Source organism: Proteus vulgaris, from assembly GCF_016647575.1.
Classification (GTDB): domain Bacteria; phylum Pseudomonadota; class Gammaproteobacteria; order Enterobacterales; family Enterobacteriaceae; genus Proteus; species Proteus mirabilis_B.
Map to the genome: position 1 here is coordinate 3,978,054 of NZ_CP032663.1, position 25,417 is coordinate 4,003,470.

Genomic DNA, 25,417 nt, shown 5'->3' on the forward strand with positions numbered 1-25,417 from the left:
ATGTAGAGATAAACTTATGCGGAGTGAGTCTGTTTTAACGCATTCAATGTTCGCAATTTTTGCTCTTTAACCATATCAGGCTGAGCTTGCACTAATAGCGTATAAAGAAGATCTAATACAAAGAGTTGTGCTGTTTTTGTACCAATAGAGTCACCTTGCAGTTTCCCTTGTCGGTTACCATTAATTAAATGATGATCAGCATACTCCATAATTTGTGAGCCTAAATTATGAGTCAATGCGATCGTGCTGGCTCCTGCTTCTTTAGCTAATTTAAGAGCATGGACCGTTTCAGGAGAATTACCGGAATGGCTAATTCCAATAGCCACATCGCCTGGTTTTAATAACGAAGCTTGCATATACATAAAGTGGTTATTTGTAACAGCATCAACACGATAACCAATTCGCATAAGTTTATTTTTTAAATCTTCTGCTGTAATTCCTGAAGAGCCAACACCACAAATAAAAATATAATTTGCTGATAATAAAGCATTTACAGCACCTTGAACTTGCTTCATATCGAGCAGATTCAATGTCTCTGATAGTACGTTATTAATCGTTGCTTGAAGTTTTAAACCAATGGTATGGATATCGTCTTGATGGGTCACTTCTGCATCAAGAATAGGTGACTCTTCATTATCAGAGGTCGCCATTTCAATCGCCAAATCCATTTTAAAATCTTGAAACCCTTTATAACCCAATGTACGGCAAAAACGCACAACCGTCGCTTCACCCGCTTTTGTCGCTTGTGAAAGTTGAGCAATAGAGAGTTGAGTAACTTCTGTAGGATGGAACAGGATATAGTCTGCAATACGCTGTGATACTCGCGTTAGACTATTTTTCATTGCGCCTAGCGTATCAAGTATTTTACCCGGCTTTAATCGAGTCGTTGCCTGTTCTGTCATGGAGATTATCCTTGGTTGCAGAAGATACACGGAAAAAAATTCTGCCAACAAGAGTACCAATTCCAACAGGTTAAAAAAAGCCTTGCTCATACAATAATATGATAATAAAAAACGCTTTATTCCTTAATAGCATCAGAATACAACTTACTGATACATCAGAAATAAAGCGCTTAATAAAAATAGTAATTATTAGTCAGTCAATGCAGTGACATCTAACTTAACAACGACTTTCTTCAGTGTGTTTGCACCCTTTTCAGCCGAAATTCCTGGTTTATGAGGTTCATAGGGCATAAAAACAGCAAACATGCTTGATGAAAGCGTTAAGGTTTGTTGACCTATTATTGTATCGGTTAGTTGGTAATCATCAGCCTCATTATAAGGCGTTACACTTTGAGCAGAACCCTGTATACCAAAATCAATAATTTCTTCACCACTAAGCAATATTTGAATATCAATATAACGCTGGTGTAACTCAGCTCGCTTCTGTTCACGAGGCTGTGTTTCAAACGTCATTACATTCATAAATAGCGTTTCACCATCGATTTTATAACTACCTGGAGCAAGTGAAGCGGGATCAAGTGCTAATGCTTTTTCCACCGCATCACGCAACGCGGGATTCATTTCTGGCATTGTAGCCAAATCTGATATGTGCCCAAATAACATAGATTTTTCCCTATTAGTTTCCTGATGTTTCACTATCATCTAATGAAATTTGTTTTGCTGATGCGAAAAGCGGTGCTGTAATTGTTCCTGCAATAACAACAGACATCGCGCCAATCACTCCGTAGAAGAAGAAATTAAGATCACTGCCATAACGCGCAGCTAATACTGCAATAATACTGACAATGATCCCGACAACTGCACTACCTGCATTTGCACGTTTGACAAAAATACCCAGCATAAACAAACCGGTCATTGGGCCACCCATTAAACCAATCAGACTATTAAAGGCATCCCAAATTTCGGACTCATCAGATAAAACTAACCAAATTGCAGCCAAGCTACTAAAGACGCCAGCAACAATAATGACTAATCTTGCGACTTTCATTTTTTGTTCGGCACTGCGTTCAGACTTACTTAAACGAGTGTAGATATCAGAATTAAAACAGCTTGATATACTGTTTAAGCTACTCGAAATACTAGATTGAGCAGCGGCAAAAATAGCTGCAATAATTAATCCAGCAATGCCGACAGGCATTTCAGTCACAATAAACAGAGGTAAAATACCTCCTGTATTAAAGCCTTCTGGTAAAAAATTAGGATTCTGTTTGTAATACACAAACAAGGCAGATCCAATAGCAAAGAAGAAGATAGGAATAATGGCAACTAATTTTGCATTTGTTATCAGTGTACGTTTTGTTTCTTCAATGGAATCCGTCACAATATAGCGCTGTACAACATCCTGACTTGCTGTAAATTGTTGAATATTAGCGAATAAAAAACCGATCATCAAAACAGGGATGGTGCTATCAGTCCAACTCCAACGAAATTGAGTCGTAGGAAAGAATTTATCAGCTTGTGATGTTGCAGTGAAAATTTCAGTAAATCCACCATCAACTTTAAAGCAGATCATAATAAAAATAAGAACTGCACCACCTGAAAGTAATAACCCTTGAATAACGTCTGTCCAAATAACACCCTCAATGCCGCCCATCCAAGTATAAATAATACAGAGCAAGCTAATTAGTACGATTAAGACAACAGGATCGATACCCATAAAAGGGCGTAGAGCAAGTACAGTTAAATAAGTAATAATGGCAACCCGACCAATATGGAATAACATAAATGAAAGGCTGGCAAATAAACGACTGCGTACATCAAAACGTGCTTCTAAATATTCATAAGCCGAAGTGATTTTTAATTTTCTAAAGAAAGGAATATAAAAATAAAAAACTAATGGCAAAATAGCGATAGCCAAATATTGCCCGATAATAAAAGTCCAGTCGGAAGTATAAGCTTTTGCTGGGATCGACATAAAAGTAATAGAACTTAAAGTAGTCGCAAAAACAGAAACCCCTGCTGCCCAACCTGGAACTCGACCACCTCCACGAAAATAATCATCCGCTGTTTTTTGGCGTTTAGAGAAATAAACACCCACGAGTAACATTGCAGCTAAATAACCAAACAGCACTGCATAGTTAATAAAACCAAAATCATGTAATTGCATTTTTTAGTCCTGCCATATGTAGGGTAAAAGGTAAGTTTTACGACAGTTTTTTTATTGCTCTCTAGCCCAAAGGACAGCGCCCCAGAGCCCGGCATCATGATGATAGTGGGCCGATAATATCGGCACTTGTAATGCAACTGGTTGCTTTATCTGGGCAGCTTGAACGAGTTCGATATATCCCTTTGCCAACCCAACGCTTCCACCAAGAACGACACAATCAGCATCCGTTGTGGCTTTAATATCGGTCACCAAATTTGCAATAGTGTTTGCTGAACGTTCAATAATTGATTTTGCTTGTGAATTTCCCTGGTGAAAGGCAGCAAAAATCGCTTTTGCATCTTTTCCAGCAAGCTCCTGTGTCGCTTGCGACGCAATTGCACGACCAGAAGCGATGGCTTCAACACAACCATAGCGACCACAACCACAAAGTGGGCCATGAGGATCGGCAAGCGTGTGACCTAAATGACCTGCAATACCTCGTTTTCCTGTAAAGAGTTGTCCTTGTTGAATAACGCCACCACCAACACCTGTCGATACAGTAATAAATGCCATATCAGAAATCGTTTCACGACGATGATCATATTCAGCCCATGTAGCTGCTTGAGCATCATTGAGTAGCCAACAAGGCAATCCTGTAAGTGCGATGAGTGTTTCTTTTAAAGGAAAACCTTTTAGTCCACCTAAATTATCTGGATTCAATGCGGTCAAAATGCCATTACAAATAATCCCTGTTGATGCGACAGCAACACTATCTGCATAGCTTTTTAGTGGTGTAGTAATATCAACTAAAGCTTTATAAAGTTGCGTTGGTGATGCACTTGCTGGTGTGGCTATCTGAGTATGTTGTGTCAATTGGTTATCTCGACTAATTAGTGCCGCCGAAATTTTTGTTCCTCCAATATCAATTGCTAATGTATTCATTTATCTAACTCCTGCTGCCACTTTAATGCCTGAGTAAACCAATCACAGACATGCTCAAGGCGCGTTAATGCAGAGCCTACCGTGACAGCCCAAGCACCAGCTTGCATTCCTCTTGCGGCAATCATTGGTGTGTTATAACGCCCTTCAGCAATCACTCGGCATCCCTTTTCAGCCAATGCGGTGACAAGTTGTAAATCAGGTAGCTTTGGTATCTCACCACCGGTATAGCCCGACATCGTTGAACCAATAAATTCAGTGCCTAACTCTTGGCAATACATGCCTTCGTCAAAGGTGGCACAATCTGCCATCGCCAATCTTCCTAAACGATGAATATGATCTAATAGTGTTTTCACTGGTACAGGACGCACACGATCAGTACCATCAAAAGCAATAATATCAGCACCCGCTTTAGCCAAGTCATCAACATCACTAAGCCACGGAGTGATCCTTACAGGGCTATCAGGTAAATCACGCTTCACAATGCCAATAATCGGCACATCAATAAGAGGACGAGTTGCTCTTAAATTATCAATTCCCTCAATACGCACTGCGATTGCTCCTGCATTTACCGCGGCTTGAGCCATTGCAGCAACAATCTCTGGCTTATCCATTGGGCTATTATCAACAGGCTGGCAAGACACAATCAGTCCACCTTTTTGTTGAATATCTTTAGTCATCTTTTCAATTAGCGCCATTTTGAACTCACTGCTCTCTTCTTTTGAAATGTAACTCCAAATTATAGTATTTTACGGAGTTTAATTTCTCAACCAGAGAAACAGTAATTTGTGAAGAAGATCAAACAATAATCAATGACTCACAACTTACTGATAAATAAATAAAATAAAAGTAGAGTGATGTTTCCACCACTCTTCTTCTTTTTTATTCCGCATTACTTAACTTAAATTAGAAATGAAACTGCAACCCAACTCGATAACGTGTCTGGCGAGCATCACTAAGAGGGCTTACAGCCATATTGCCAACTTCAATATAAGGTGTGAAAGTACTGTTGAGTTGATAAGAGAAAGCGACGTTATGCTCATAATTGCGTTTTTTATTATCATATTTTATGGCGTCGCTATACATTTGAGTATAATCATATTCCACTTTAAATTTGTTATATTTATAACCTATAAAACCATCAAGACGATTTGTTTTTTCATCATCAACACCTTGTTTTGTTTTACGGGCATAATCAAAACGATAACGTCCTGCAATATATAACCCATTATCAAAGTTATATTGTGCTTTTAAATAGGGTTTATATATAGAAGTATCTGTTACAGTTTCAAAAATAAGACCAGGCTGTAATGTAATATGATTATTTATTTTATAGTTATAACTTAATCCCATTTCAATAGCATTATTAACAACATCACTAAACAGTTTATCTTTCTCACCATCTACACCACCCGATTTAACGCTAGCATCAATATAGAAACCAACACCATTTGAAAAAGAGTGAATAAATGCAACTCTATCTTTATTAATTCGAGTAGAGTCTGCATATTCATGACGAAAGTCTAATGTAGTCGCATATAATTGAGATGACATTAATAAAGTACAGCATGACAATAAAAGTTTCTTCTTTTTATTTAGCATAATAGTTTTCCAAAAAGGTGAGATCCCCTGTATTAACAAAGGAGATCTTTATGAATTATTTTAATTTATATTTAGGAAGAGATTATTCAATAATTAATTGTTTATCTTTCATCGTTAAAGTAATAACTGAATTAACAGCTTCACCCTTATTTGTTTCGCCTCCAATTAAATAAAGTGAATTATCATGTGAAACAGTAACGCCATAACCAAGAGGAAGAGGTAATTCACCAATGATTTTCCATTGATTATTAATAAAGCCATAAATTTCTTTATGCCATGTCTTTTCTAATCCTTGATGTGCAAAGTAATGTTGCTGTGAATAGTTTGCCTGAGCTCCCGGAAAATTTGCCCCGCCAGCAACAAGTAAAGTGTGCATACTGTAACCGGCAAACGCACCAGCTAAACCGTCCTGCGGCTGATTAGACATAGGATCAGGTAATTTCTGAGCAACAGAATTCCATTGTAATTGATTGTTTTTTAATGTGGCGGTTTGCACTTCACTGGTGCGTAATCCTGGCTTTATTTCACCATTGATTAAAGTGATTTTATTGCCATCATAAGCTAATGCAGAGCCTGCTGTTCCATTAAATGGCGTAGTACCTAATAATCGCCATTGATTATTTTCAGCATTATATTCCATTATATTTCGATTAAAAAAATAACCTTCAGCTGGCTTATTAAAATAATCACTAGTGATTTTTTTACTTTCAGATTCATTCAATTTAGTACGATTTAAATCAACGAAATAACCGTCAAAGATTTGTTGATTAACTCCACCAAGAATAATAGCCTGATCATTGTTAATATTAACTCCCGTATGCCCTACTAATCCATAAGGTGCTCGAGTGTTGACCTTTTCCCATTTATTTTCTTTTGGTAAATAGCGATAAACATCTGTAAGCGCACTAATTGTTTCGCTATTTTCATTTTCTTTTCCTGCTCCACCAAAAATATAAATATTATTATTTAATTCTAGAGCAATAGATTGATCTCTTGGTGTTCCAGGAAAGTCTGCTATTCTTTCCCATTGTTTTGTCGAACGATTGAGATCAAGCTTATACCATGATTTTCCCGCTGTACCCAAACCAACATAAATAACATTTTCGCTGATTGTTCCAGCACCACTTTTAAATGTTACAGGTAAATTAGGTAGTTTTTCTGCAAAACTAGTAGACGTGAATATTGCCGACACTAGCATTACAGAAAGACAGGAGTAAGATATTTTCTTTATTCTGTTCATACTTATTAGCTCTTATTATTGTCATCAAGTAGGGTTTTTTCTTGTATCTTAAATATCACTCCAATATATAATTATTTTCGGAGTTAAACTTCAAATCGATCTTTTCTGAATTGTGAAGGCGATCAAAATGTCTATTTTTTAATCTTATATTTTTACAACTTTCTTTAAATCAAATTTAGGAATAAAAATCTGACAATAGAATAGAAAACAGTCTCAATAATTTATTATTGAGATTTTATGCAGAATATAATGTTAATTCTTTTACAGTAAAAAAATTTTATGACACAGGTAAAAATGGAGTTTTATTTCAAGAGTCTTTTTAATCAATTAAATGCTCATTTTTACCTTGTGTGTTAATTGAAAAATTGGTTATTTAACATGATGGAAATCAAACTAAATTGTTATTTTTTAATATATTTTGTATCCGCATTGTTAGTATGGATTTATTTTTTTTCCTCGTTATAATCACCAGCGTCATTTTAAGTAGTAGTTCATCACATTGAGTTCACAAAACGATACTCAGGTCTGTCTTGAATGATTGAAAAATGAAATCGTATCTTTACTGGACGTTTTTTAAACGCCCGGGACGGATGTTATTTATCAATTTATCAAGGAGACACTGATGCAAATCAGTCGTAGGTCTTTCTTTAAGATCTGTGCTGGCGGTATGGCAGGCACATCTGCTGCATTACTCGGCTTGGCACCTGAAGTATCTATTGCGAATGCTCGCCAATATAAATTATTACGTTCCGTTGAAACCCGTAATAACTGCACTTACTGCTCTGTGGGTTGCGGTATTTTGATGTATAGCCTTGGTGATGGTGCAAAGAATGTCGATAAAAGTATTTATCACATTGAAGGCGATCCTGATCATCCTGTTAGCCGTGGCTCTCTATGCCCGAAAGGCGCTGGGCTTGTCGATTATATCCACAGTGAAAATCGCCTGAAATATCCTGAATATCGTAAACCGGGCTCTGATAAGTGGGAGCGCATTTCATGGAATGAAGCGATTGATAAAATCGCCCGTTTAATGAAAAAAGATCGCGATGAAAACTTTGTTACCCATAATGAAAAAGGGCAAGAAGTTAACCGCTGGCTTACCACTGGTATGCTTTGTTCTTCTGCTGCCAGTAATGAAACCGGAATTTTAGATAATAAGTTTTCTCGTTCATTAGGCATGATAGCTATCGATTGTCAGGCAAGACTTTGCCATGCGCCAACCGTTGCAGCATTAGCGCCCACTTTTGGTCGTGGTGCAATGACCAATAACTGGGTTGATATTAAAAACGCTAACGTTGTGCTGATCATGGGCGGTAACCCTGCTGAAGCGCACCCTGTCGGTTTTAAATGGGTTATCGAAGCTAAAATTAAGAATAATGCGAAGGTTATCGTTGTCGATCCCCGTTTTAACCGTAGTGCTGCCGTTGCCGACCTTTACTCTCCTATTCGTGCCGGCTCTGATACTGCATTCTTATTAGGTGTTATTCATTACCTTATTGAACACAATAAAATTCAGCATGAATATGTGAAAGCCTATACCAATGCTTCTTTAATTGTGCGTGAAGATTTTAGTTTTGATGAAGGTCTTTTCAGTGGGTTTGATAAAGAGAATCAAAGCTATGATAAAACCTCATGGCACTATGAGCTTGATGAGAATGGTTTGGCATTAAGAGATAACTCACTGCAACATCCTCGTTGTGTGTGGAATCTTTTAAAACAACACGTTTCACGTTATACCCCTGAAATTGTTACTACACTTTGTGGTACACCTTTAGAAGATTTCACCTATATCTGTGAAGCTCTTGCTTCCACCAGTGTAAAAGACAGAACCTCGACTATTTTGTATGCCCTCGGTTGGACACACCATACTGGTGGTGCTCAAACTATCCGTGCAGCAGGTATGATCCAGTTATTATTAGGTAACGTGGGTATGCCGGGTGGCGGTGTGAATGCATTACGTGGGCACTCTAATATCCAAGGCTATAGCGATCTGGGTTTATTATCATTAAACCTACCGGGTTATATGCCTCTGCCTAATGAGAAGCAGACATCGTTAGAGACTTATTTATCTCAGGTAACACCAAAAACCGTGGTTGCAGACCAAGTTAACTACTGGAAAAGAACCCCTGATTTCTTTATTAGTTTGCTAAAAAGCTTCTGGGGTGAGCACGCAACGGCACAAAACGAATGGGGTTATCACTGGTTACCAAAATGGGATAAAAGCTACGACATCATGGCGCAAACCCAATTGATGATCGATGGAAAAATGAATGGTTACATCGTTCAAGGTTTTAACCCATTAGCCGCCTTTGCCGATAAAAATAAATGTAGCGCCGCATTAGCCAAACTAAAATATATGGTTGTCATTGATCCTCTAGTGACAGAATCATCTAATTTTTGGCAAAACCACGGCGAGATGAATGAAGTTTCACCACAAGATATTCAAACTGAAATCTTCCGTTTACCTTCATCATGTTTTGCTGAAGAAAATGGCTCGATTGCAAACTCAGGCCGCTGGCTACAATGGCACTGGGCTGGCGCAAAACCACCAGCACAAGCATGGCACGATGGTAAAATTTTAGGGCATTTATTAATGCGTCTACGCGAGCTTTATCGTGAAGAAGGCGGTGTTTGCCCTGAGCCTATCATGAATCTTTCTTGGAACTACGTTGACCCTTACGATCCACAACCAGAAGAAGTCGCAAAAGAAGCGAATGGTCAAGCCATGCAAGATATCTTTGATGAAACAGGCAAATTGTTGTTTAAAAAAGGACAACAACTTGATGGTTTCCATCAACTGAAATCAGATGGCTCAACGGCAAGTTTCTGTTGGGTTTATTCCGGTTGTTGGACTGAAAAAGGCAACCAAATGGCGAACCGCGATAACGCCGATCCTTCAGGGCTAGGTTGTACACCGGGTTGGGCTTTTGCGTGGCCGCAAAACCGTCGTGTGTTATATAACCGCGCATCTGTTGATCCACAAGGCCAACCTTGGGATGCAAAACGTCAACTTATCAAATGGAATGGTAATCAATGGGTTGGTCCTGATGTGCCAGACTATAGCAATGCAGCACCTAATAGCGGCGTAGGCCCGTTTATTATGCAACCCGAAGGTATGGGACGCTTATTTGCTGTTGATAAAATGGCTGATGGTCCATTCCCTGAATTCTACGAACCGTTTGAATCGCCAACAGAAGATAATATTCTGCACCCGAAAGTCTCTCGTAACCCTGTTGCACGTTTATACAGCTACGATGCTGAACATTTAGGTAAAGCAGATGAATTCCCTTATGTGGCAACAACCTACTCAATTACTGAATTGTTCCGTCACTGGACAAAACACTCATTAATTAATGCCATTGCACAACCCGATCAATTTATTGAGATTGGTGAGCAACTTGCTTCACGTAAAGGCATTGTTCAAGGTGATGAAGTTAAAGTCAGCGCTAAACGTGGCTATATCAAAGCCAAAGCCGTGGTGACTAAGCGAATTAGACCTCTAACGATAAATGGCAAAGTCGTTGATACTATCGGTATTCCTTGCCACTGGGGCTTTGAGGGAGCAACACGTAAAGGTTTCCTTGCCAATACATTAACGCCATCAGTGGGTGATGCAAACTCATTCACACCTGAATATAAGGCGTTTTTAGTCAATATCGAAAAGGCATAAGGGGAAACTAATGTCATTGCAATCTCAAGATATTATTCGTCGTTCTGCGACTAATTCTCTCACGCCAGCACCACAGGTACGTGACTTTAAAGAAGAAGTAGCAAAGCTTATCGATGTGACGACTTGTATTGGCTGTAAAGCCTGTCAGGTTGCCTGTTCAGAATGGAACGATATTCGTGACAAAGTCGGTCTTAACGTCGGTGTTTATGATAACCCGATGGATTTAACCGCTAAATCGTGGACCGTGATGCGATTTTCTGAAGTTGAAGAAAACGGCAAGCTGGAGTGGCTAATTCGTAAAGATGGCTGTATGCACTGCGCTGATCCGGGCTGTTTAAAAGCCTGTCCCGCAGAAGGTGCCATCATTCAATACGCTAACGGTATTGTTGATTTTCAATCAGAGCATTGTATTGGTTGTGGTTATTGTATTGCGGGCTGTCCTTTTGATGTTCCTCGTATTAATGAAGAAGATAACCGCGCTTATAAATGCACATTGTGTGTTGATCGTGTTGAAGTCGGTCAAGAGCCAGCTTGCGTAAAAACCTGTCCAACAGGTGCTATTCATTTTGGCTCTAAAGAAGCGATGACTCACCTTGCAAACGAGCGTGTTGCAGAACTCAATACCCGAGGCTATGACAAAGCAGGTTTATACGATCCTCAGGGTGTTGGCGGAACTCACGTTATGTATGTACTTCACCATGCGGATAGACCTAACTTATATCATGGCTTACCAGAAAACCCAGAAATTAGCTCAACGGTTAAATTCTGGAAAGGTATTTGGAAACCATTAGCAGCGGTTGGTTTTGCTGCCACCTTTGCGGGCGCTATATTCCATTACTTAGGTATTGGTCCTAACCACACCACAGAAGAAGATGAAGAAGAGGCACAAAAAGAGATGGAAGCATCACAAAATTCAGTGAATAAAGAGGAGCAGAAATAATGAAGAAGAAAAGCGATAAAATCCTTCGTCATACTGCCTCAGAGCGTATTAATCACTGGGTTGTGGCGATTTTCTTTATCTTTACCACCTTTAGTGGGCTAGGCTTTTTCTTCCCATCTCTAAACTGGTTTATGAATATTTTAGGTACACCACAACTTTCGCGCTTACTGCATCCATTTGCGGGTGTTGCGATGGTGTTCTTCTTTATCTTTATGTTTTTTAGATATCTAAAACATAACTTTGTTGATAAAGACGACTTAGTATGGGCGAAAAATATCCATAAAGTGCTACAAAACGAAGAAGCCGGCGATATCGGGCATTATAATTTGGGTCAAAAAGGGATTTATTGGACATTAAGTATCAGCCTTATCGTGCTTACCATTAGCGGCATCATGATTTGGCGTCCTTATTTCGCGGACTATTTCTCTATCCCTGTTATTCGCATTGCCTTACTGGCTCATTCACTGTCAGCTATTTTGCTTATCATAACGGTGTTTGTTCATGCTTATGCCGCGTTTTGGGTGAAAGGTTCAATTCGTAGCATGATTGAAGGTTGGGTAACTCGTGGTTGGGCGAAAAAACATCACCCGCGCTGGTATCGTGAGATCTTAGAAGAAGAGAAAAAAGAAGCAGAAAACAAAGCAAATCAAAAATAATAGACTGCTTTTACTTCTATAAAGTAGATGTGAGAAAAATGGAGGCTTAATCGCCTCCATTTCTATTTTAAATCAACGCTTAACTTAATGTGCTGCTGTTTTTGCTTGCTCCACTAAGTTTATTAATCGACTTCTCATTGTGTGATAGTGTTGAGAAACTTGGCTTTCTGCCCATTTTTGATCGGCAATTTTTATCACTTTAGCTGCACAATATTTAGTTTCAGGTGTTTTAGAGACAGGATCAAGATTATCCTGAGTCAGCTCATTACATGCCCCAATCCACCATTGATAAGTCATATAAATCGCTTGCTTATTGATTGTCTCATTTACATTGCAACGAGACATCACCTTACCTCGACGTGATTCAACCCAGACAATTTCTTGATCACGAATACCCACTTCTTTAGCAATCTCTGGGTGGACTTGAACATAACCGGGTTCATCCGCAAGTGATGCCAAGGCTTTACAGTTACCCGTCATAGAGCGACAAGAATAATGCCCCACTTCACGCACTGTAGATAAGATCATTGGATAATCGGCATCTGGTAATTCAGCTGGTGCTCGCCATGGTGTCGCGAATAACTGGCCTTTACCAGATGGTGTGGTGAATTGGTTACCTGAATATAAATAAGGTGTTCCTTTATCTTCAATATCAGTACAAGGCCATTGAATATGCGCTAAACCCGCCAATTTTTCATAAGTGACGCCAAAGAAGAGTGGGCATAATGCTCGGACTTCATTCCAGATCTCTTCATTATTTTCATAAGACATCGGATAGCCCATTTCAGTGGCGAGTAAGCTAATGATTTCCCAATCTCGTTTTACATTGCCACGTGCTTCAATGGCCTTTTCAAAACGTTGGAAACCTCTATCTGCACATGTAAAAATACCTGCATGTTCACCCCAACTGGTTGAAGGTAAAATCACGTCGGCTTGCTCTGCGGTTTTTGTCATAAAGATGTCTTGAACTACGACAAAATCGAGGGCTTCAAAGCCTTTTCTTACTAAGCCTAAATCGGCTTCTGTTTGAAGAGGATCTTCACCCATGATGTAGTAAGCCTTCACTTTACCTTCAATCGCTAAATGAGGTACTTCAGTAATACGATATCCCACTTCAGGATCAAGTTGTTCAACAGGAATATTCCAAGCCTTAGCGAATTTCTGACGCGTATTTTGATCAGTGACATATTGATATCCTGGGAACATGTTAGGTAAAACACCCATGTCACAAGCACCTTGAACATTATTTTGTCCACGAACTGGTGCGACGCCAACATGCGGTTTACCTAAATTACCCGTTAATAGCGCAAGACCAGACAACCCTTTGACGACATCAACTGCTTGACCAAATTGCGTTACTCCCATGCCCCACATAATAGTTGCTGTTTTAGCTCCTGCATAAGTGCGCATTGCTTTACGGATTTCAATGGCTGGGATACCGACAATATCTTGTACTGCTTCAGGACTATAATCTGCGAGTTGTTTTTTATATTCATCAAAACCTTCGGTATAACGGCTGACGTAATCCTTATCATAAAGATCTTCATCAATTAGCGTATATGCGAATGCATTCACTAACGCCATATTTGTACCGTTTTTTAATGGTAAATATTGGTTAGCAATTTTGGCTGTTTCGATTTTACGAGGATCACAAACAATAATTTTTGCACCTTTTTGTTTCGCTTTAACCACACGGCGCGCCACAATAGGATGAGAGTCAGCACAGTTATAACCAAAGACTAATAAGCAGTCTGAATCTTCAATATCAGCAATAGAATTACTCATGGCACCATTGCCTAATGTCTCTTGTAAACCTGCAACAGAAGGCCCATGGCAAACACGAGCACAGCAATCGACATTATTATTACCTAATACTGCACGAACAAACTTTTGCATCACAAAATTGGTTTCATTCCCAGTACCTCGAGAAGAGCCAGTACACATGATGGATTTCGCACCGTATTTTTCTTTTATTTCCAGTAATTTTTTTGCAGTAAATTGAATCGCTTCATTCCAACTCACAATTTCAAAATCAGCCCCTTTTTGTCGGCGGATCATGGGTTCATGTATTCTGGCTGTCAGAAGTTTATTGTCATTAAGAAAATCCCAACCATAGAGCCCTTTTAAGCAAAGTTCTCCTTGATTGGTGACACCATTGGCACCTTCAGCTTTGATTATGCGACCATTTTCGACACAGAGATTGATTTTGCAGCCAGCGCCACAGTAAGGACAGACGGAGTTGATTTTGTTCATTTGATATCCTTTCCCCTAACTAGGGAGTAAAAGAGTCATAAAGAACGTTCAACTAAGCAGGAATTATGCCAATTAATTTTCAAAATATAATCAATGAGATACAAAAACAAAATAATATTTGATAATCGTTTCGTCATTTTTGTCGGTGCTCACTTTGCACAAATAGGGCTAATTTATTACGGAATTAAGAAATTAGCATCAGCGAAACATTTAGAAATAAAAATTAATACTGAATTCTAATAAAATTTATTTCTTTAGTTTGAATTTATGATATAAATAATAAATACGCATTTTGAAAAACAATATTTCATATTGCATTGCGATTATATCCATTTCAATAAAGAGCAAAAAGATGAATATGAACACCAACAACCGACTCTTAGGCCTAAACCTACTACTCCTTCGTTAGGTGGCCGAGCACGTTCATTTTTTTGCAAAAGCCACCAGTAAGGTGGCTTTTTGTTGTGCCCCTACTGGTGGAACTGTTTTTTAGGGGAGTTTCTATGATGTTTAGTTTCACCATTAGGATGATGAGTTACAACGTCTTACCAATAAGCCACTGTATGGCAATAGCCTCTATCACTCATTCGATAACACAGGGGGCAAAATGAGCCAACAATGGACATCACGAGTCGGTCATATCTTAGCAGCCGCAGGCTCTGCAATCGGTATTGGCGCAATCTGGAAGTTTTCTTATGTCGCAGCCAATAATGGTGGCGGTGCATTTTTAATTGTCTTCTTGTTATTTAGTTTTGTTATTGGGCTTGCAGTATTACTGGCTGAGAATATTTTGGGCAGTAGCACACACGCTGAGGCTGTTAACGCATTTAAAAGAATGATGGGACGCAATTGGGTCATCATTGGCGTTATTGGTGTATTCAGCTCTTGGTGTATTTATAGCTTTTATAGTGTTGTTGGTGGTTGGACAATTGGCTATACCGTTATGGCGGCAACAGGTCAGTTGAATATTACCGATAGCGCTGAATTAACCGGTATTTTTACCCGCTTTATTAGTGATCCTTTATGGCCTATTTTGGCTCACCTTGCCTTTGCTGGATTAACCTGTTTCGTGGTTTTAGCAGGTGTACAACGTGGATTAGAAAAAGCAGTTAAAATCATGATGCCGATGTTGTTTATCATTATGATTTTATTGATTATTGTTGGTATCAGCTTACCCGGCTCTTCTGAAGGTTTAAAATTATTTTTATACCCTGATTTTAGTAAGCTAACCCCACAAGGCGTATTAGATGCGTTAGGATTAGCCTTCTTCTCACTGTCTATCGGTTTAGGTATTCATATCACTTACAGTGCTTATTTAGCAGATAACAAAGGTATTGCTAACTCCAGTATGTGGGTGGTTATTTTATCTTGTATGGTATGTGTACTTGCCGGATTAATGATTTTCCCTGCCTTATCTGCCGCAGGTTTAGAGCCGAATGCAGGCCCCGGTTTAACCTTTATGACTATGCCAGTTTATTTTGCCAACTTACCCGGCGGTAATATTTTAGCAGTGACTTTCTTTGTCTTGTTATTAATGGCAGCGTTAACCTCTGCTATTTCATTACTTGAGCATATCGTGGCTTATGTGCAGATGCGTTTTCAGTGGACTCGTCGTCGTGCTGGATTAGTCGTTACCGCCTCAATTATGCTGATGGGTATTCCAGTTTCATTATCTTTCGGCCCGATGAGTGATGTGACATTAGGGGGTAAAACAGTCTTTGATTTGTTGGATTACCTGACTTCCAATATTTTGATGCCACTGTTTGGTATTGCAATGTGTTTGATCTTTGGTTGGTCACGTAGAGCGAATGCATTTATTCCTGAAAATATCACTGGATTAAAACGTCAAAGCTTATTACTGGTGTGGCGTTATATTGGTCCAATTTGTATCGGTATTATTTTAGTTCATGGATTGATTGGCTAAACAGATCCCCGATAAAAACAGCTTATTAAACATAAAGAGAGGGTCAAATGACCCTCTCTTTTTTCTTGTTTTATAACAGCCTTTTTATTATCGGCTTGTTTTATTTTGGATACTTTATATTACTTTTTTCCCTAGCAGCTTTATCAATATTACCCAACCAATCCCATTGCTTGAGGTAAGAACATCGAAATTGCAGGAATATATGTCACTAATAACAACACAAGAATAATCACAGCGAAGAAAGGCAATAACGGTCTAATTACACCTTCAATCTTAATTTCACCTATCTTACAGCCGGTAAATAAAATAGGACCTACTGGCGGTGTTATCGTACCTAATGAAAGGTTAAACACCATCATGATACCGAATTGAACCGGATCCATACCAAATTGAGCACAAATCGGTAGGAAGATTGGAGTAAAGATTAACACCGCAGGTGTTGGATCCATAAAGGTACCAACCAACAGTAAAACCAAGTTCATAATCAGTAAGATAACTAAGAAGCTATCAGTAAAGGAGAGTAAGCCTGATGCGATAATGGCAGGAATTTTAGTAAATGCCATTACCCAAGACATAATGGATGATGTTGCAAGCATCAAAATAACAATTGCCGTCATTTTTGCGGTGGCTAAGAAAATAGCAGGCAAATGGTTTACTTTGATATTTTTATAACACATACCTAAGATTAAAGAGTACACAACTGCAATGGCTGAAGCTTCTGTTGCAGTAAAAATCCCACCTAAGATCCCACCGATAACAACCACAATCATCATTAAGCTAGGAACAGCATCCAGCACAAGCTTAAACGCTTGCCCTTTCATGGTATTTTTTTCGGCCACATAACCGCGACGTTTAGCAATAAAACCTGCCACTAACATCACACCCAATCCCCATAAAATACCGGGAATATAGCCACCCATAAACAGAGCTGTAATCGAAACACTTCCTGCAACGGTGGCATAAACAATCAGTGTGTTACTTGGTGGAATTAACATACCCGTTGGTGCTGATGCAATATTCACTGCGGCACTAAAAGCGGGATCGTAATTTTCTTTCTTTTGGATTGGAGACATGATGCCACCAATCGCCGCCGCAGAAGCAACACCAGAGCCACTAATTGAGCCAAACAGCATATTGGCAACAACGTTAGTTTGCGCTAAAGGCCCCGGTAAAAAGTTACTCACTAACTTAGCGCAGTTAATTAAGCGAATAGCGATACCGCCGTTATTCATTAAGTTACCCGCCAGAATAAAGAACGGGATTGCTAACAGAGCGAAAGAGTCTAACCCCACAAACACGCGTTGAGCTGACGTTAAAATAGCGCCATCAAAAGGCAATATCATTGCCATGGCGAAGAAAGAAGAGAGTCCAATACTGACGCTGATTGGTGTACCAATAAATAAGAGAAGGAATGCACCAATAAACATGACTAGGGCAACAACAATTGCAATATCCATGGTTACACCTTTTGCTTTGAAGAAAGTTGTCTAACCAATCCATATTGGTTATATAAGCAATAGAAAACAGAGAGAACACCGCTTATAGGTATAGCTGCATAGATAACCCCAATAGGGATTTGCAGTGCCGAATCCAATTGTCCCATTTGGCGGCTCATACCGATGTAACCACCAATAGTGAGTACCAATAACACAAAAGCGGTTGTGGCAAACTCACCTAAAATTTCAAGGCAAATACGGACTTTATAGGGCATCCGATCACGCATAAACGTAATCGCAATATGTTCACGTAATCCAAACACATAAGCACTACCAATTAAAATTAACCAGATAAATAGGTAGCGAGAAAGCACTTCACTGACTGCACTAGGATCGTTAAATAGGTAACGGGTCACAACTTGGTAAGTCACCAATATCGTCATTAAACCCACAAGAAAAATACAAAAATAAGCGACGATGGTATCTATTTTTAGCTTAATGCTTGTTAAAAAAGTATAAAAATCCTTTTTTGCAACAGGCGTATTAGAGTCGTTTGAAGAGGGTAATTTCTCTGAAGGTTCCATGGTTGATCCTTATAATAGGGGCTAAAAACTTAGCCCCTTGCAACAAACGGCATTAGTTGGCTAATGCGCGGATCTTATTGTAGATATCTTTCTGTTCTGGTGTGGTCAGCATCGATTCTTGCAGCGGTTTACAACGCTCTTGGAATGGCTTGATATCAACCTCAGTAAATGTTGCACCTTGGCTAATAGCAGATTGTCGGGCAGTGTCTAACGCTTGGTTAAATAAATTAAACTCAGTAACCGTACTTTCTTTTGCTAACTTACGGAAAGTCGCCTGATCTTCAGGGCTCATCTTATTTAAGAATGCTTCATTCACGATAAGTAAGTCGGCAACCATGACATGGCGGGTATAAGAGAAACTCGGTGCAACTTCATACTGTTTTAAGTCAGCATAAGTGATTTCATTATTCTCAGCGCCATCAAGAACACCTTGTTGGATAGCGGAATAAACTTCACCCTGTCCCATAGGAACACCTGTTCCACCCATGCAAGATAACATTTTCACCATAGTGTCAGATTGCATGACCCGGATCTTTCTTCCTTTCATATCTTCAGGTGTTTGAACAGGTGTTCCCTTCACATACATACTACGAGCACCTGCGGTATAGGCAGTAAGTACCTCGAAACCATTTCCTTTGGTTGAGCTAAATAGGCCATCTAACATATCGCCTGTAAAAACTTTTCTTTGGTGTTCTGAGTCGTTATAGATGTAAGGCATCGCCAGAACAGAGAAGTTTTTGTTGTAGTTTTCAACAAGAGGATTGGCAACCACAGCCAATTGAATGGCACCTGATTGAACTAATTCAAGAGCGGCACGTTGGTCACCCAATAATTCATTAGGATGAATTTCGAGTTTATATTTACCCCCCGTAGCAGCTTCTAATTTTTGACTAAAATCTTCCAATGCTTTGTATTGAGGATTTTTTTCAGATTGGTTAAAAGCCGTTTTCAAAATAACAGGACTATCTGTTTTGTCATCTTCACCACATCCCGCTAAAAAAAGACTAGCGACTACAACGGTGCTGATAAGAGATAACTTAGGCAAAACATTCATTGTATGCATGTGAACCCCTTATGGGTTTGCGTATTTTGATAGTGCTAATCCTACTTGAATTTGACGATATTTCAGTGATCGAATTCAAGAAAATGAAATGGCGTTCCTATTTTTTGAAAATAGATTACCACTTTTATATTTTCAATTTTGTAAATACAATAACCTATTGATAAAAAAGCATTAAATTATCTAAAAAAGATAATTTAGCGGTAAAGAAATAGAAAATATATATTCTGGAATAAACTACAAACTCGCTTTGAATCTGAATTATCGGCTACTTATTAAGCAGGGAAGTAGCCGATAATCATATTTAGAATGGGGAATAATAGGATGAAGATCCTAGTTATTATTTCTGGGTTACCAGCCATGTTTTGCTGATTTTAAAAACCGCTTTTTTAATTTTTTGCGAAGCATTTACCTGACAAGTAGGTCGATGAACTTCTCCGGGATAAAAAATGGCAAAATCCCCTGTATCAAGCAATAAACGTGTCGTAATAGGTGGGTTATCTAAGAAAATCAGATCTGGTTTTGTCTCTTGATATTGATGAGGATAAGTAATTGTTGTGCTGGTAGAGATCATCTCTTGCCCCTTAAGCACAACTTGAATATCAAGATAATGATCATGAAACTCACTTTTTAAGTTTTCTTCACGATCGGTAGTTGGTGTGGAAATAATATAAAAAACATCATTATTAATAATGTTATATGTCCCTTCACTCTTCTCTTGCAAAGCGTTTAACGATAACTCTTTTTGAGTGAGTAATTTTAACAGTGCAGGCGGCAGCATTGTTGCATCGAGTTGCTTTAAATTTCCAGTGATCATTGGGTTACCCTCTTAAATCCATGTTTAAATTTAATTACAAAGCTGCCATTGCTTCTTTAGCAAGAGCGCCTATTTCTTCCCATTTTTGATTATCAACGAGATCTGAAGGCACCATCCATGTACCACCACAAGCAACAACACGAGGTAATGCGAGGTAATCTTTCACATTGTTGGCATTAACTCCGCCTGTCGGCATAAAAGAGACAGGATAAACGGCACTCAACGCTTTAAGCATGCCAATACCACCAGAAAGTTCTGCTGGGAAAAACTTCAATAAATTAATGCCGAGTTCCATTGCCTCTTCAACTAAACTTGGCGTGTTAATACCCGGAATAATAGGAATGCCTCTTTGCTGGCAATACTGCACAATGCGAGGGTTAAATCCCGGACTCACAATAAAATCTGCACCGGCTTCGATTGCCTGATCAACCTGTGCTTTCGTTAATACCGTACCGGCACAAATGATCATTTTCGGGAATTCATTTCTTAACTGGCGAATAGCTTCTGCAGCCGCAGGAGTACGAAAAGTTATTTCAGCACTAGGCATACCGTTTTCAACTAATGCTTTACCCAATGCAACAACATCATCTGCATTTTTAATTGCGATAACAGGAATAATTTTTAGTGCCGAAAGTTGTTCAAGTAATGTTGACATAGTGTGTCTCGTTGAATGAATAAGTGGCGCTTTTATTGAAGAATGTGGCATCGCGACTATTGGGATAATCGCACCACGATGTTGAATAACCGTACTTGCAAGTAAGTGTGCATAACGCGCAGACATTACAACTGACTCACCCGCTAATCGCGTAGCAAGATAACCTGCACTAAATGAATCACCAGCGGCAGTTGTATCAATCACACTTTGCTTATCAAGTTTTATGGCGGGAACTTCATCACAATGTCCTTGCTGTATAATCAGGCAAGGTTCTGCGCCTTTTTTAATAACGATTTCCCCAACACCAAATTCAATCGTCCTAGACACACATTGCGCTTCTTCACTATCCCCCCAAAGAAGAAATTCATCGTCTAATGTGAGAAAAGCCAAGTCAGTGAGTGACAATACAGCTTGATAGGCTTTTTGCGCAGCATCGAGGCTTTCCCATAATCTTGGGCGATAGTTATTATCAAAGGCGATTTTCACACCTTTTTCTCGACACTTAGCTAATTGTTGTAAAAGCAGTTCTCTATCTTCAGGAGATAAAATCGCCAAGCTGATACCGCTTAAATAGATATAATCAAAATCAAGCAGTTGCTGAAAAATCATTGGGGCTTTTGGTGATCGTAACCAATATCGCGCGGCGGCATCGTTACGCCAATAATGGAAGGTACGCTCTCCTTGGTTATCCGTGTTTATGAGATAAAGTCCGGGTAATTTATTATCTAATCTCTGGACTAATTCAGTATGTACCCCTTCTTTTTGCCATTGCTCTAACATGGCACTACTCATTGGATCCGTACCTAATGCACTTACATAATGAACAGATAAATTGGGGTTTGCGCGAGTCAAATAAACAGCAGTATTAAGAGTATCTCCTCCAAAATGGCGCACAATATTCGCCTGATTTTCGGATAGTTCGATCATACATTCGCCAATAACAGCCACATTGATAGCCATAGCGCTTTCCATTTTCACATTAGCAGTAAGGTCATTTTATTTTAAATCGATTCAATTAAAAAGATTTAAAACAACATTTCATTAATTTTGTGATATTGTCATTGTTTTCAAAATGCATAAAAAAGTAAGTTTAAAGAAGATCCATAAAAAGCCATAAAGTACTCATCATGTTATCGCGTGCTCAGATACCCAATAGCATACACAAAACCATGACGGCTATTTATCTCTATCTACTTTAAATTCAAAGTGATACACACATAAAAAATATCAAATTTAGATATTTTTCATTTAAAAATACTGTGATTAGCAACACGTTACATGATGAAAACTCGTTAAGCTTATTGAATCATCATCGCTAATCGCTATAATTTTTGTAGCATTTCAAATATAATGAAACAATAAATCATTTTTTAGGACTCACAATGTCTGAAATAGAAAACACTCCTGATTCAGTTTCCTCTGTACTCAAAGTATTCGCTATATTACAAGCACTTGGCGAGGAAAAAGTGATTGGTGTGACAGAGTTATCCTTGCGGATCATGATGTCTAAAAGCACCGTCTATCGTTTTTTACAAACGATGAAAACGTTAGGGTATGTTTCCCAAGAAGGTGAAACAGATAAGTATTCTCTTAACTTAAAATTATTTGAGTTAGGCGCAAAAGCACTTGAAAACCAAGACTTGATTAAACTTGCTGATGAGCAAATGTATCGCCTTGGAAAACTAACCAAAGAAACGCTTCATCTCGGTACATTAGACGAAGACAGCATTGTTTATCTGCATAAAATAGACTCTGAATACAATTTACAGATGTATTCTCGCATTGGTCGTCGCCGTCCACTTTATAGCACTGGGCTAGGTAAAATTATGCTTGCTTGGCTTCCAGAAACGGAAATTCGCGCTATTTTGGCTAATGTGACTTTTGAACCTTTTACAAAATACACACTGAAAGATATCGATGCTTTACTTGTTGAATTAGAACAAGTTCGCAAACAAGGTTACGCAGAAGATAAAGAAGAAATGGAACATGGCTTACGTTGTTTTGCTGTGCCTATTTATAGCCGTATGGGCAGAATTATTGCCGGCCTTTCTTTATCTCTACCTTTAATTCGTTTCCAAGAAGAGAATAAAGTTGCGTTAATCGCGCAATTACATGAAGCAGCAGCAAATATTTCTGCTGGATTAGGTTTCCACGACTACCCTTTTAGCTACACAGACACCAATGTCTTGGCTGAAAACATTTAAAAATCAAACCTAACTCTTTGTTTATAATGAAAATCCATTAATAATATATTAATGGATTTTTTTATTCTTCTTTGTCATAACGAACCCTGTAATTTCGCTTTATAGAGTTTAAAAATAGTTCGGCTATTCACAACCAAGAAAAGGCTTTCTTGTACTATTCCACCAATTGAACCTGCCCAAATATTATGCGTTAACCAACATAACGTACTGGTTAACATACACAATCTAAGCACAATACCGTTAAAGCGAAATAGTGCATAGGTTGTTAATGTCGTCGCGAATAACGTTAAGAATTGTATTGGATGGATGATTTTTGGGATCACTAAAAACCATGCTAAAGCAATAAAGATCAACATGATCCCAATATTACGCGAATAGCCCGATACCCAATTTCGGATTGCACAAAGTAAACAGTTAATAGCTCCGACTGTTGAGCCTATCAAAAAGAAATGAATAGACATCAAAAGGCCATTGAGCGTGAGCTGAAATCTCAGTTTGCTATCTTGTCGTTGCATAAAGGCAGTTGCACCAATAAGGCACCCCAGAACACCAATACCTTGGGCAAACCAATAATTTTCAAAAAACATGCAACCCCCTTATCACAGCTCAACGAAAAAAGGCGCCTTTGGGCGCCTTCTTCAACAATAGCGTATTAACGCGCTAGCCAACCACCGTCAACTGCGATGGTATAACCATTAACATAATCAGAAGCCGAAGATGCTAAGAAAACAACAGGCCCCATCATGTCACTTGGAACGCCCCAACGCTCAGCCGGAATACGCTCTAAAATAGCCGCATTACGCTCTTCATCAGCACGTAGAGCCGCAGTGTTATTTGTTGCCATATAGCCCGGAGCGATAGCATTCACGTTAATGCCTTTACTTGCCCATTCGTTTGCTAACAAACGGGTTACGCCCATAACGCCACTTTTAGATGCGGTATAAGACGGCACACGTATGCCACCTTGGAATGAGAGCATTGATGCGATATTAATAATTTTACCGCCAGTGCCTTGAGCGATAAATTTTCTAGCCACCGCTTGAGACATGAAAAAGAGACTTTTAATATTGAGATCCATAACATCATCCCAATCTTTTTCTGTAAAATTAATCGCATCTTCCCGACGAATGATACCGGCATTGTTGACTAAAATATCAACATGTCCGAAATGAGCGACGGCTTTATCCACCAGCCCCGGCAACTCATTTGTTTTACTCACATCAGCTTGTAAACTTAAAAAACGACGACCAAGTGCTTCTACTTCAGCGATAGTCTCTGTCGGTTCAACAAGGTTGATCCCCACAATATCGCAACCAGCTTGAGCAAGCCCCAATGCCATACCTTGGCCTAAACCTGTATTACAGCCAGTTACAATGGCGACTTTACCTTTCAGATCAAATGCATTCAGGATCATACTATTACCTCGAATATAGGAAATATGTACCACCAATTCATATACTTGGTGGCTACTTTATTATGAGTAATACATTTATCTGATTAGCGCAGATCGCGAACCGCAACGTGGTCCATATCGCTAAAGACCTGATTCTCACCCACCATACCCCAAATAAAGGTATAAGCTTGTGTTCCAACACCTGCGTGAATAGACCAACTTGGTGAAATAATGGCTTGCTCGTTGTGAACTAATAAATGGCGGGTTTCATCTGGTTTACCCATCATATGGAATACCGCTGCATCTTCTTTCATATTGAAATAGAAATAGACTTCCATACGGCGTTCATGTGTATGGCAAGGCATGGTATTCCAAAGACTTCCTTCCTCTAGCTGGGTCATACCCATTACTAATTGGCAGGTCGGTAATACGTTAGGAACTAAGTATTTATAAATAGTACGGCGATTACTGGTGCTTGCATCCCCTAATGTTTCAGGAGAAGCCTGATCTTGTGTGATTTTACGTGTTGGATAAGTGGTATGTGCGGGTGCGCTGTTATAATAGAATTTAGCTGGATGAGCGGAGTCAACGCTCTTAAAGCTGACATCGCGAGCGCCTTTTCCTACATAAAGGGCTTCCGCTTTACCCACTTCATAATTTGTGCCATCAACCGTAATCACACCTGCGCCACCAATATTAATAAGGCCTAATTCACGGCGCTCTAGGAAGTAGGTGACACCAAAAGACTTACCTAACTCATTAGAAAAAGTAAGTGTAGAGTCCACCGGCATAATTCCGCCAAATACAATTCGATCAATATGACTATAAGTCATCGTCAGTTTATTAGGGCTAAAAACTTCTTCTATCAGAAACTCGCGGCGCAGGCCTTCTGTATCTAGTTGTTTGGCATGGTCGCTATGAATGCTTTGACGAGTTTGCATAATGAACCTCAATTCCTAGCCTTGATAGGCATTAATGATAATGTGTGAAAATGCA

General features: G+C 39.1%; 21 protein-coding genes and 1 pseudogene. 5 read left to right on the top strand and 17 right to left on the bottom strand.

Annotated elements, in window-relative coordinates:
* Positions 1–14 precede the first annotated feature (14 nt).
* From D7029_RS18165 to D7029_RS18195, 7 genes are all read right to left on the bottom strand, one after another.
* Positions 15–902: a MurR/RpiR family transcriptional regulator gene (locus D7029_RS18165; RefSeq protein ID WP_088494247.1), complete on the bottom strand. Its 888-nt coding sequence runs from the start codon at positions 900–902 to the stop codon at positions 15–17.
* Positions 903–1,091: 189 nt separating this feature from the next.
* Positions 1,092–1,565, bottom strand: coding sequence for an N-acetylneuraminate anomerase (gene nanQ / locus D7029_RS18170; protein ID WP_194951461.1), 474 nt, complete (start codon positions 1,563–1,565; stop codon positions 1,092–1,094).
* 13 nt (positions 1,566–1,578) lie between these two features.
* Positions 1,579–3,069: a sodium:solute symporter gene (locus D7029_RS18175; protein ID WP_088494245.1), complete on the bottom strand. Its 1,491-nt coding sequence runs from the start codon at positions 3,067–3,069 to the stop codon at positions 1,579–1,581.
* A 51-nt stretch (positions 3,070–3,120) separates the two neighbouring features.
* The gene (gene nanK / locus D7029_RS18180; protein ID WP_194951462.1) at positions 3,121–3,990 is read right to left on the bottom strand and encodes an N-acetylmannosamine kinase; all 870 of its coding nucleotides are present in this window, start codon (positions 3,988–3,990) and stop codon (positions 3,121–3,123) included.
* Positions 3,987–4,685, bottom strand: coding sequence for an N-acetylmannosamine-6-phosphate 2-epimerase (locus tag D7029_RS18185; RefSeq protein ID WP_088494243.1), 699 nt, complete (start codon positions 4,683–4,685; stop codon positions 3,987–3,989). Before D7029_RS18185 ends, nanK begins: the two co-directional genes overlap by 4 nt.
* Before the next feature lie 208 nt (positions 4,686–4,893).
* Positions 4,894–5,589, bottom strand: coding sequence for an oligogalacturonate-specific porin KdgM family protein (locus D7029_RS18190; protein WP_194951463.1), 696 nt, complete (start codon positions 5,587–5,589; stop codon positions 4,894–4,896).
* 82 nt (positions 5,590–5,671) lie between these two features.
* Complete coding sequence (locus D7029_RS18195) at positions 5,672–6,829, bottom strand: N-acetylneuraminate epimerase (RefSeq protein ID WP_194951464.1); 1,158 nt, start codon at positions 6,827–6,829, stop codon at positions 5,672–5,674.
* Positions 6,830–7,451: 622 nt separating this feature from the next.
* Here D7029_RS18195 and fdnG point away from each other — a divergent pair.
* Genes fdnG through fdoI form a run of 3 tightly spaced genes read left to right on the top strand, consistent with a single transcriptional unit; the run spans position 7,452 to position 12,095 of the window.
* Entirely contained in the window at positions 7,452–10,499 is a 3,048-nt protein-coding gene (fdnG, locus tag D7029_RS18200) for a formate dehydrogenase-N subunit alpha (protein ID WP_194951465.1), read from the top strand.
* Positions 10,500–10,509: 10 nt separating this feature from the next.
* Positions 10,510–11,439 (top strand): formate dehydrogenase subunit beta, encoded by a 930-nt coding sequence (gene fdxH / locus D7029_RS18205; protein ID WP_099659236.1) that lies wholly within the window; start codon positions 10,510–10,512, stop codon positions 11,437–11,439.
* Positions 11,436–12,095 (top strand): formate dehydrogenase cytochrome b556 subunit, encoded by a 660-nt coding sequence (gene fdoI, locus D7029_RS18210; protein WP_194952718.1) that lies wholly within the window; start codon positions 11,436–11,438, stop codon positions 12,093–12,095. The genes fdxH and fdoI overlap by 4 nt, the downstream gene beginning before the upstream one ends.
* Before the next feature lie 84 nt (positions 12,096–12,179).
* Here the strand turns inward: fdoI and fdhF are convergent, their stop codons facing one another.
* Entirely contained in the window at positions 12,180–14,348 is a 2,169-nt protein-coding gene (fdhF, locus tag D7029_RS18215) for a formate dehydrogenase subunit alpha (protein WP_194951466.1), read from the bottom strand.
* A gap of 607 nt (positions 14,349–14,955) precedes the next feature.
* Between fdhF and D7029_RS18220 the strand changes: the two genes are divergently transcribed.
* Positions 14,956–16,272 carry a sodium-dependent transporter gene (locus D7029_RS18220; RefSeq protein WP_194951467.1) on the top strand — a complete coding sequence of 439 codons (1,317 nt, stop codon included), beginning with the start codon at positions 14,956–14,958 and terminating at the stop codon, positions 16,270–16,272.
* 149 nt (positions 16,273–16,421) lie between these two features.
* Here the strand turns inward: D7029_RS18220 and D7029_RS18225 are convergent, their stop codons facing one another.
* From D7029_RS18225 to D7029_RS18970, 6 genes and pseudogenes are all read right to left on the bottom strand, one after another.
* Positions 16,422–17,729 carry a TRAP transporter large permease gene (locus D7029_RS18225; RefSeq protein WP_194951468.1) on the bottom strand — a complete coding sequence of 436 codons (1,308 nt, stop codon included), beginning with the start codon at positions 17,727–17,729 and terminating at the stop codon, positions 16,422–16,424.
* Between the two features lie 2 nt (positions 17,730–17,731).
* Positions 17,732–18,292, bottom strand: a complete 561-nt coding sequence (locus tag D7029_RS18230) for a TRAP transporter small permease (protein WP_194951469.1) — start codon at positions 18,290–18,292, stop codon at positions 17,732–17,734.
* A 52-nt stretch (positions 18,293–18,344) separates the two neighbouring features.
* Positions 18,345–19,355, bottom strand: a complete 1,011-nt coding sequence (locus tag D7029_RS18235; protein ID WP_194951470.1) for a TRAP transporter substrate-binding protein — start codon at positions 19,353–19,355, stop codon at positions 18,345–18,347.
* Positions 19,356–19,692: 337 nt separating this feature from the next.
* Complete coding sequence (locus D7029_RS18240; protein WP_194951471.1) at positions 19,693–20,169, bottom strand: YhcH/YjgK/YiaL family protein; 477 nt, start codon at positions 20,167–20,169, stop codon at positions 19,693–19,695.
* Between the two features lie 34 nt (positions 20,170–20,203).
* A complete protein-coding gene (locus D7029_RS18965; RefSeq protein ID WP_324187752.1) occupies positions 20,204–20,875 on the bottom strand; it encodes a bifunctional 4-hydroxy-2-oxoglutarate aldolase/2-dehydro-3-deoxy-phosphogluconate aldolase in 672 nt (223 codons plus the stop codon).
* Positions 20,870–21,784: pseudogene (locus tag D7029_RS18970) on the bottom strand (sugar kinase); the annotation flags it as partial. The pseudogene D7029_RS18970 and the gene D7029_RS18965, both read right to left, overlap by 6 nt.
* A 422-nt stretch (positions 21,785–22,206) precedes the next feature.
* Between D7029_RS18970 and kdgR the strand changes: the two are divergent.
* On the top strand, positions 22,207–23,028 hold the full coding sequence (kdgR, locus tag D7029_RS18250; protein ID WP_088494232.1) for a DNA-binding transcriptional regulator KdgR: 822 nt from the start codon (positions 22,207–22,209) through the stop codon (positions 23,026–23,028).
* A 74-nt stretch (positions 23,029–23,102) separates the two neighbouring features.
* Here the strand turns inward: kdgR and D7029_RS18255 are convergent, their stop codons facing one another.
* The 3 genes from D7029_RS18255 to kduI form a co-directional block, all read right to left on the bottom strand.
* On the bottom strand, positions 23,103–23,615 hold the full coding sequence (locus D7029_RS18255; protein ID WP_194951473.1) for a YgjV family protein: 513 nt from the start codon (positions 23,613–23,615) through the stop codon (positions 23,103–23,105).
* A 65-nt stretch (positions 23,616–23,680) separates the two neighbouring features.
* Positions 23,681–24,442: a 2-dehydro-3-deoxy-D-gluconate 5-dehydrogenase KduD gene (gene kduD / locus D7029_RS18260; protein ID WP_088494230.1), complete on the bottom strand. Its 762-nt coding sequence runs from the start codon at positions 24,440–24,442 to the stop codon at positions 23,681–23,683.
* Between the two features lie 83 nt (positions 24,443–24,525).
* On the bottom strand, positions 24,526–25,362 hold the full coding sequence (kduI, locus tag D7029_RS18265) for a 5-dehydro-4-deoxy-D-glucuronate isomerase (protein WP_166540459.1): 837 nt from the start codon (positions 25,360–25,362) through the stop codon (positions 24,526–24,528).
* Positions 25,363–25,417 lie beyond the last annotated feature (55 nt).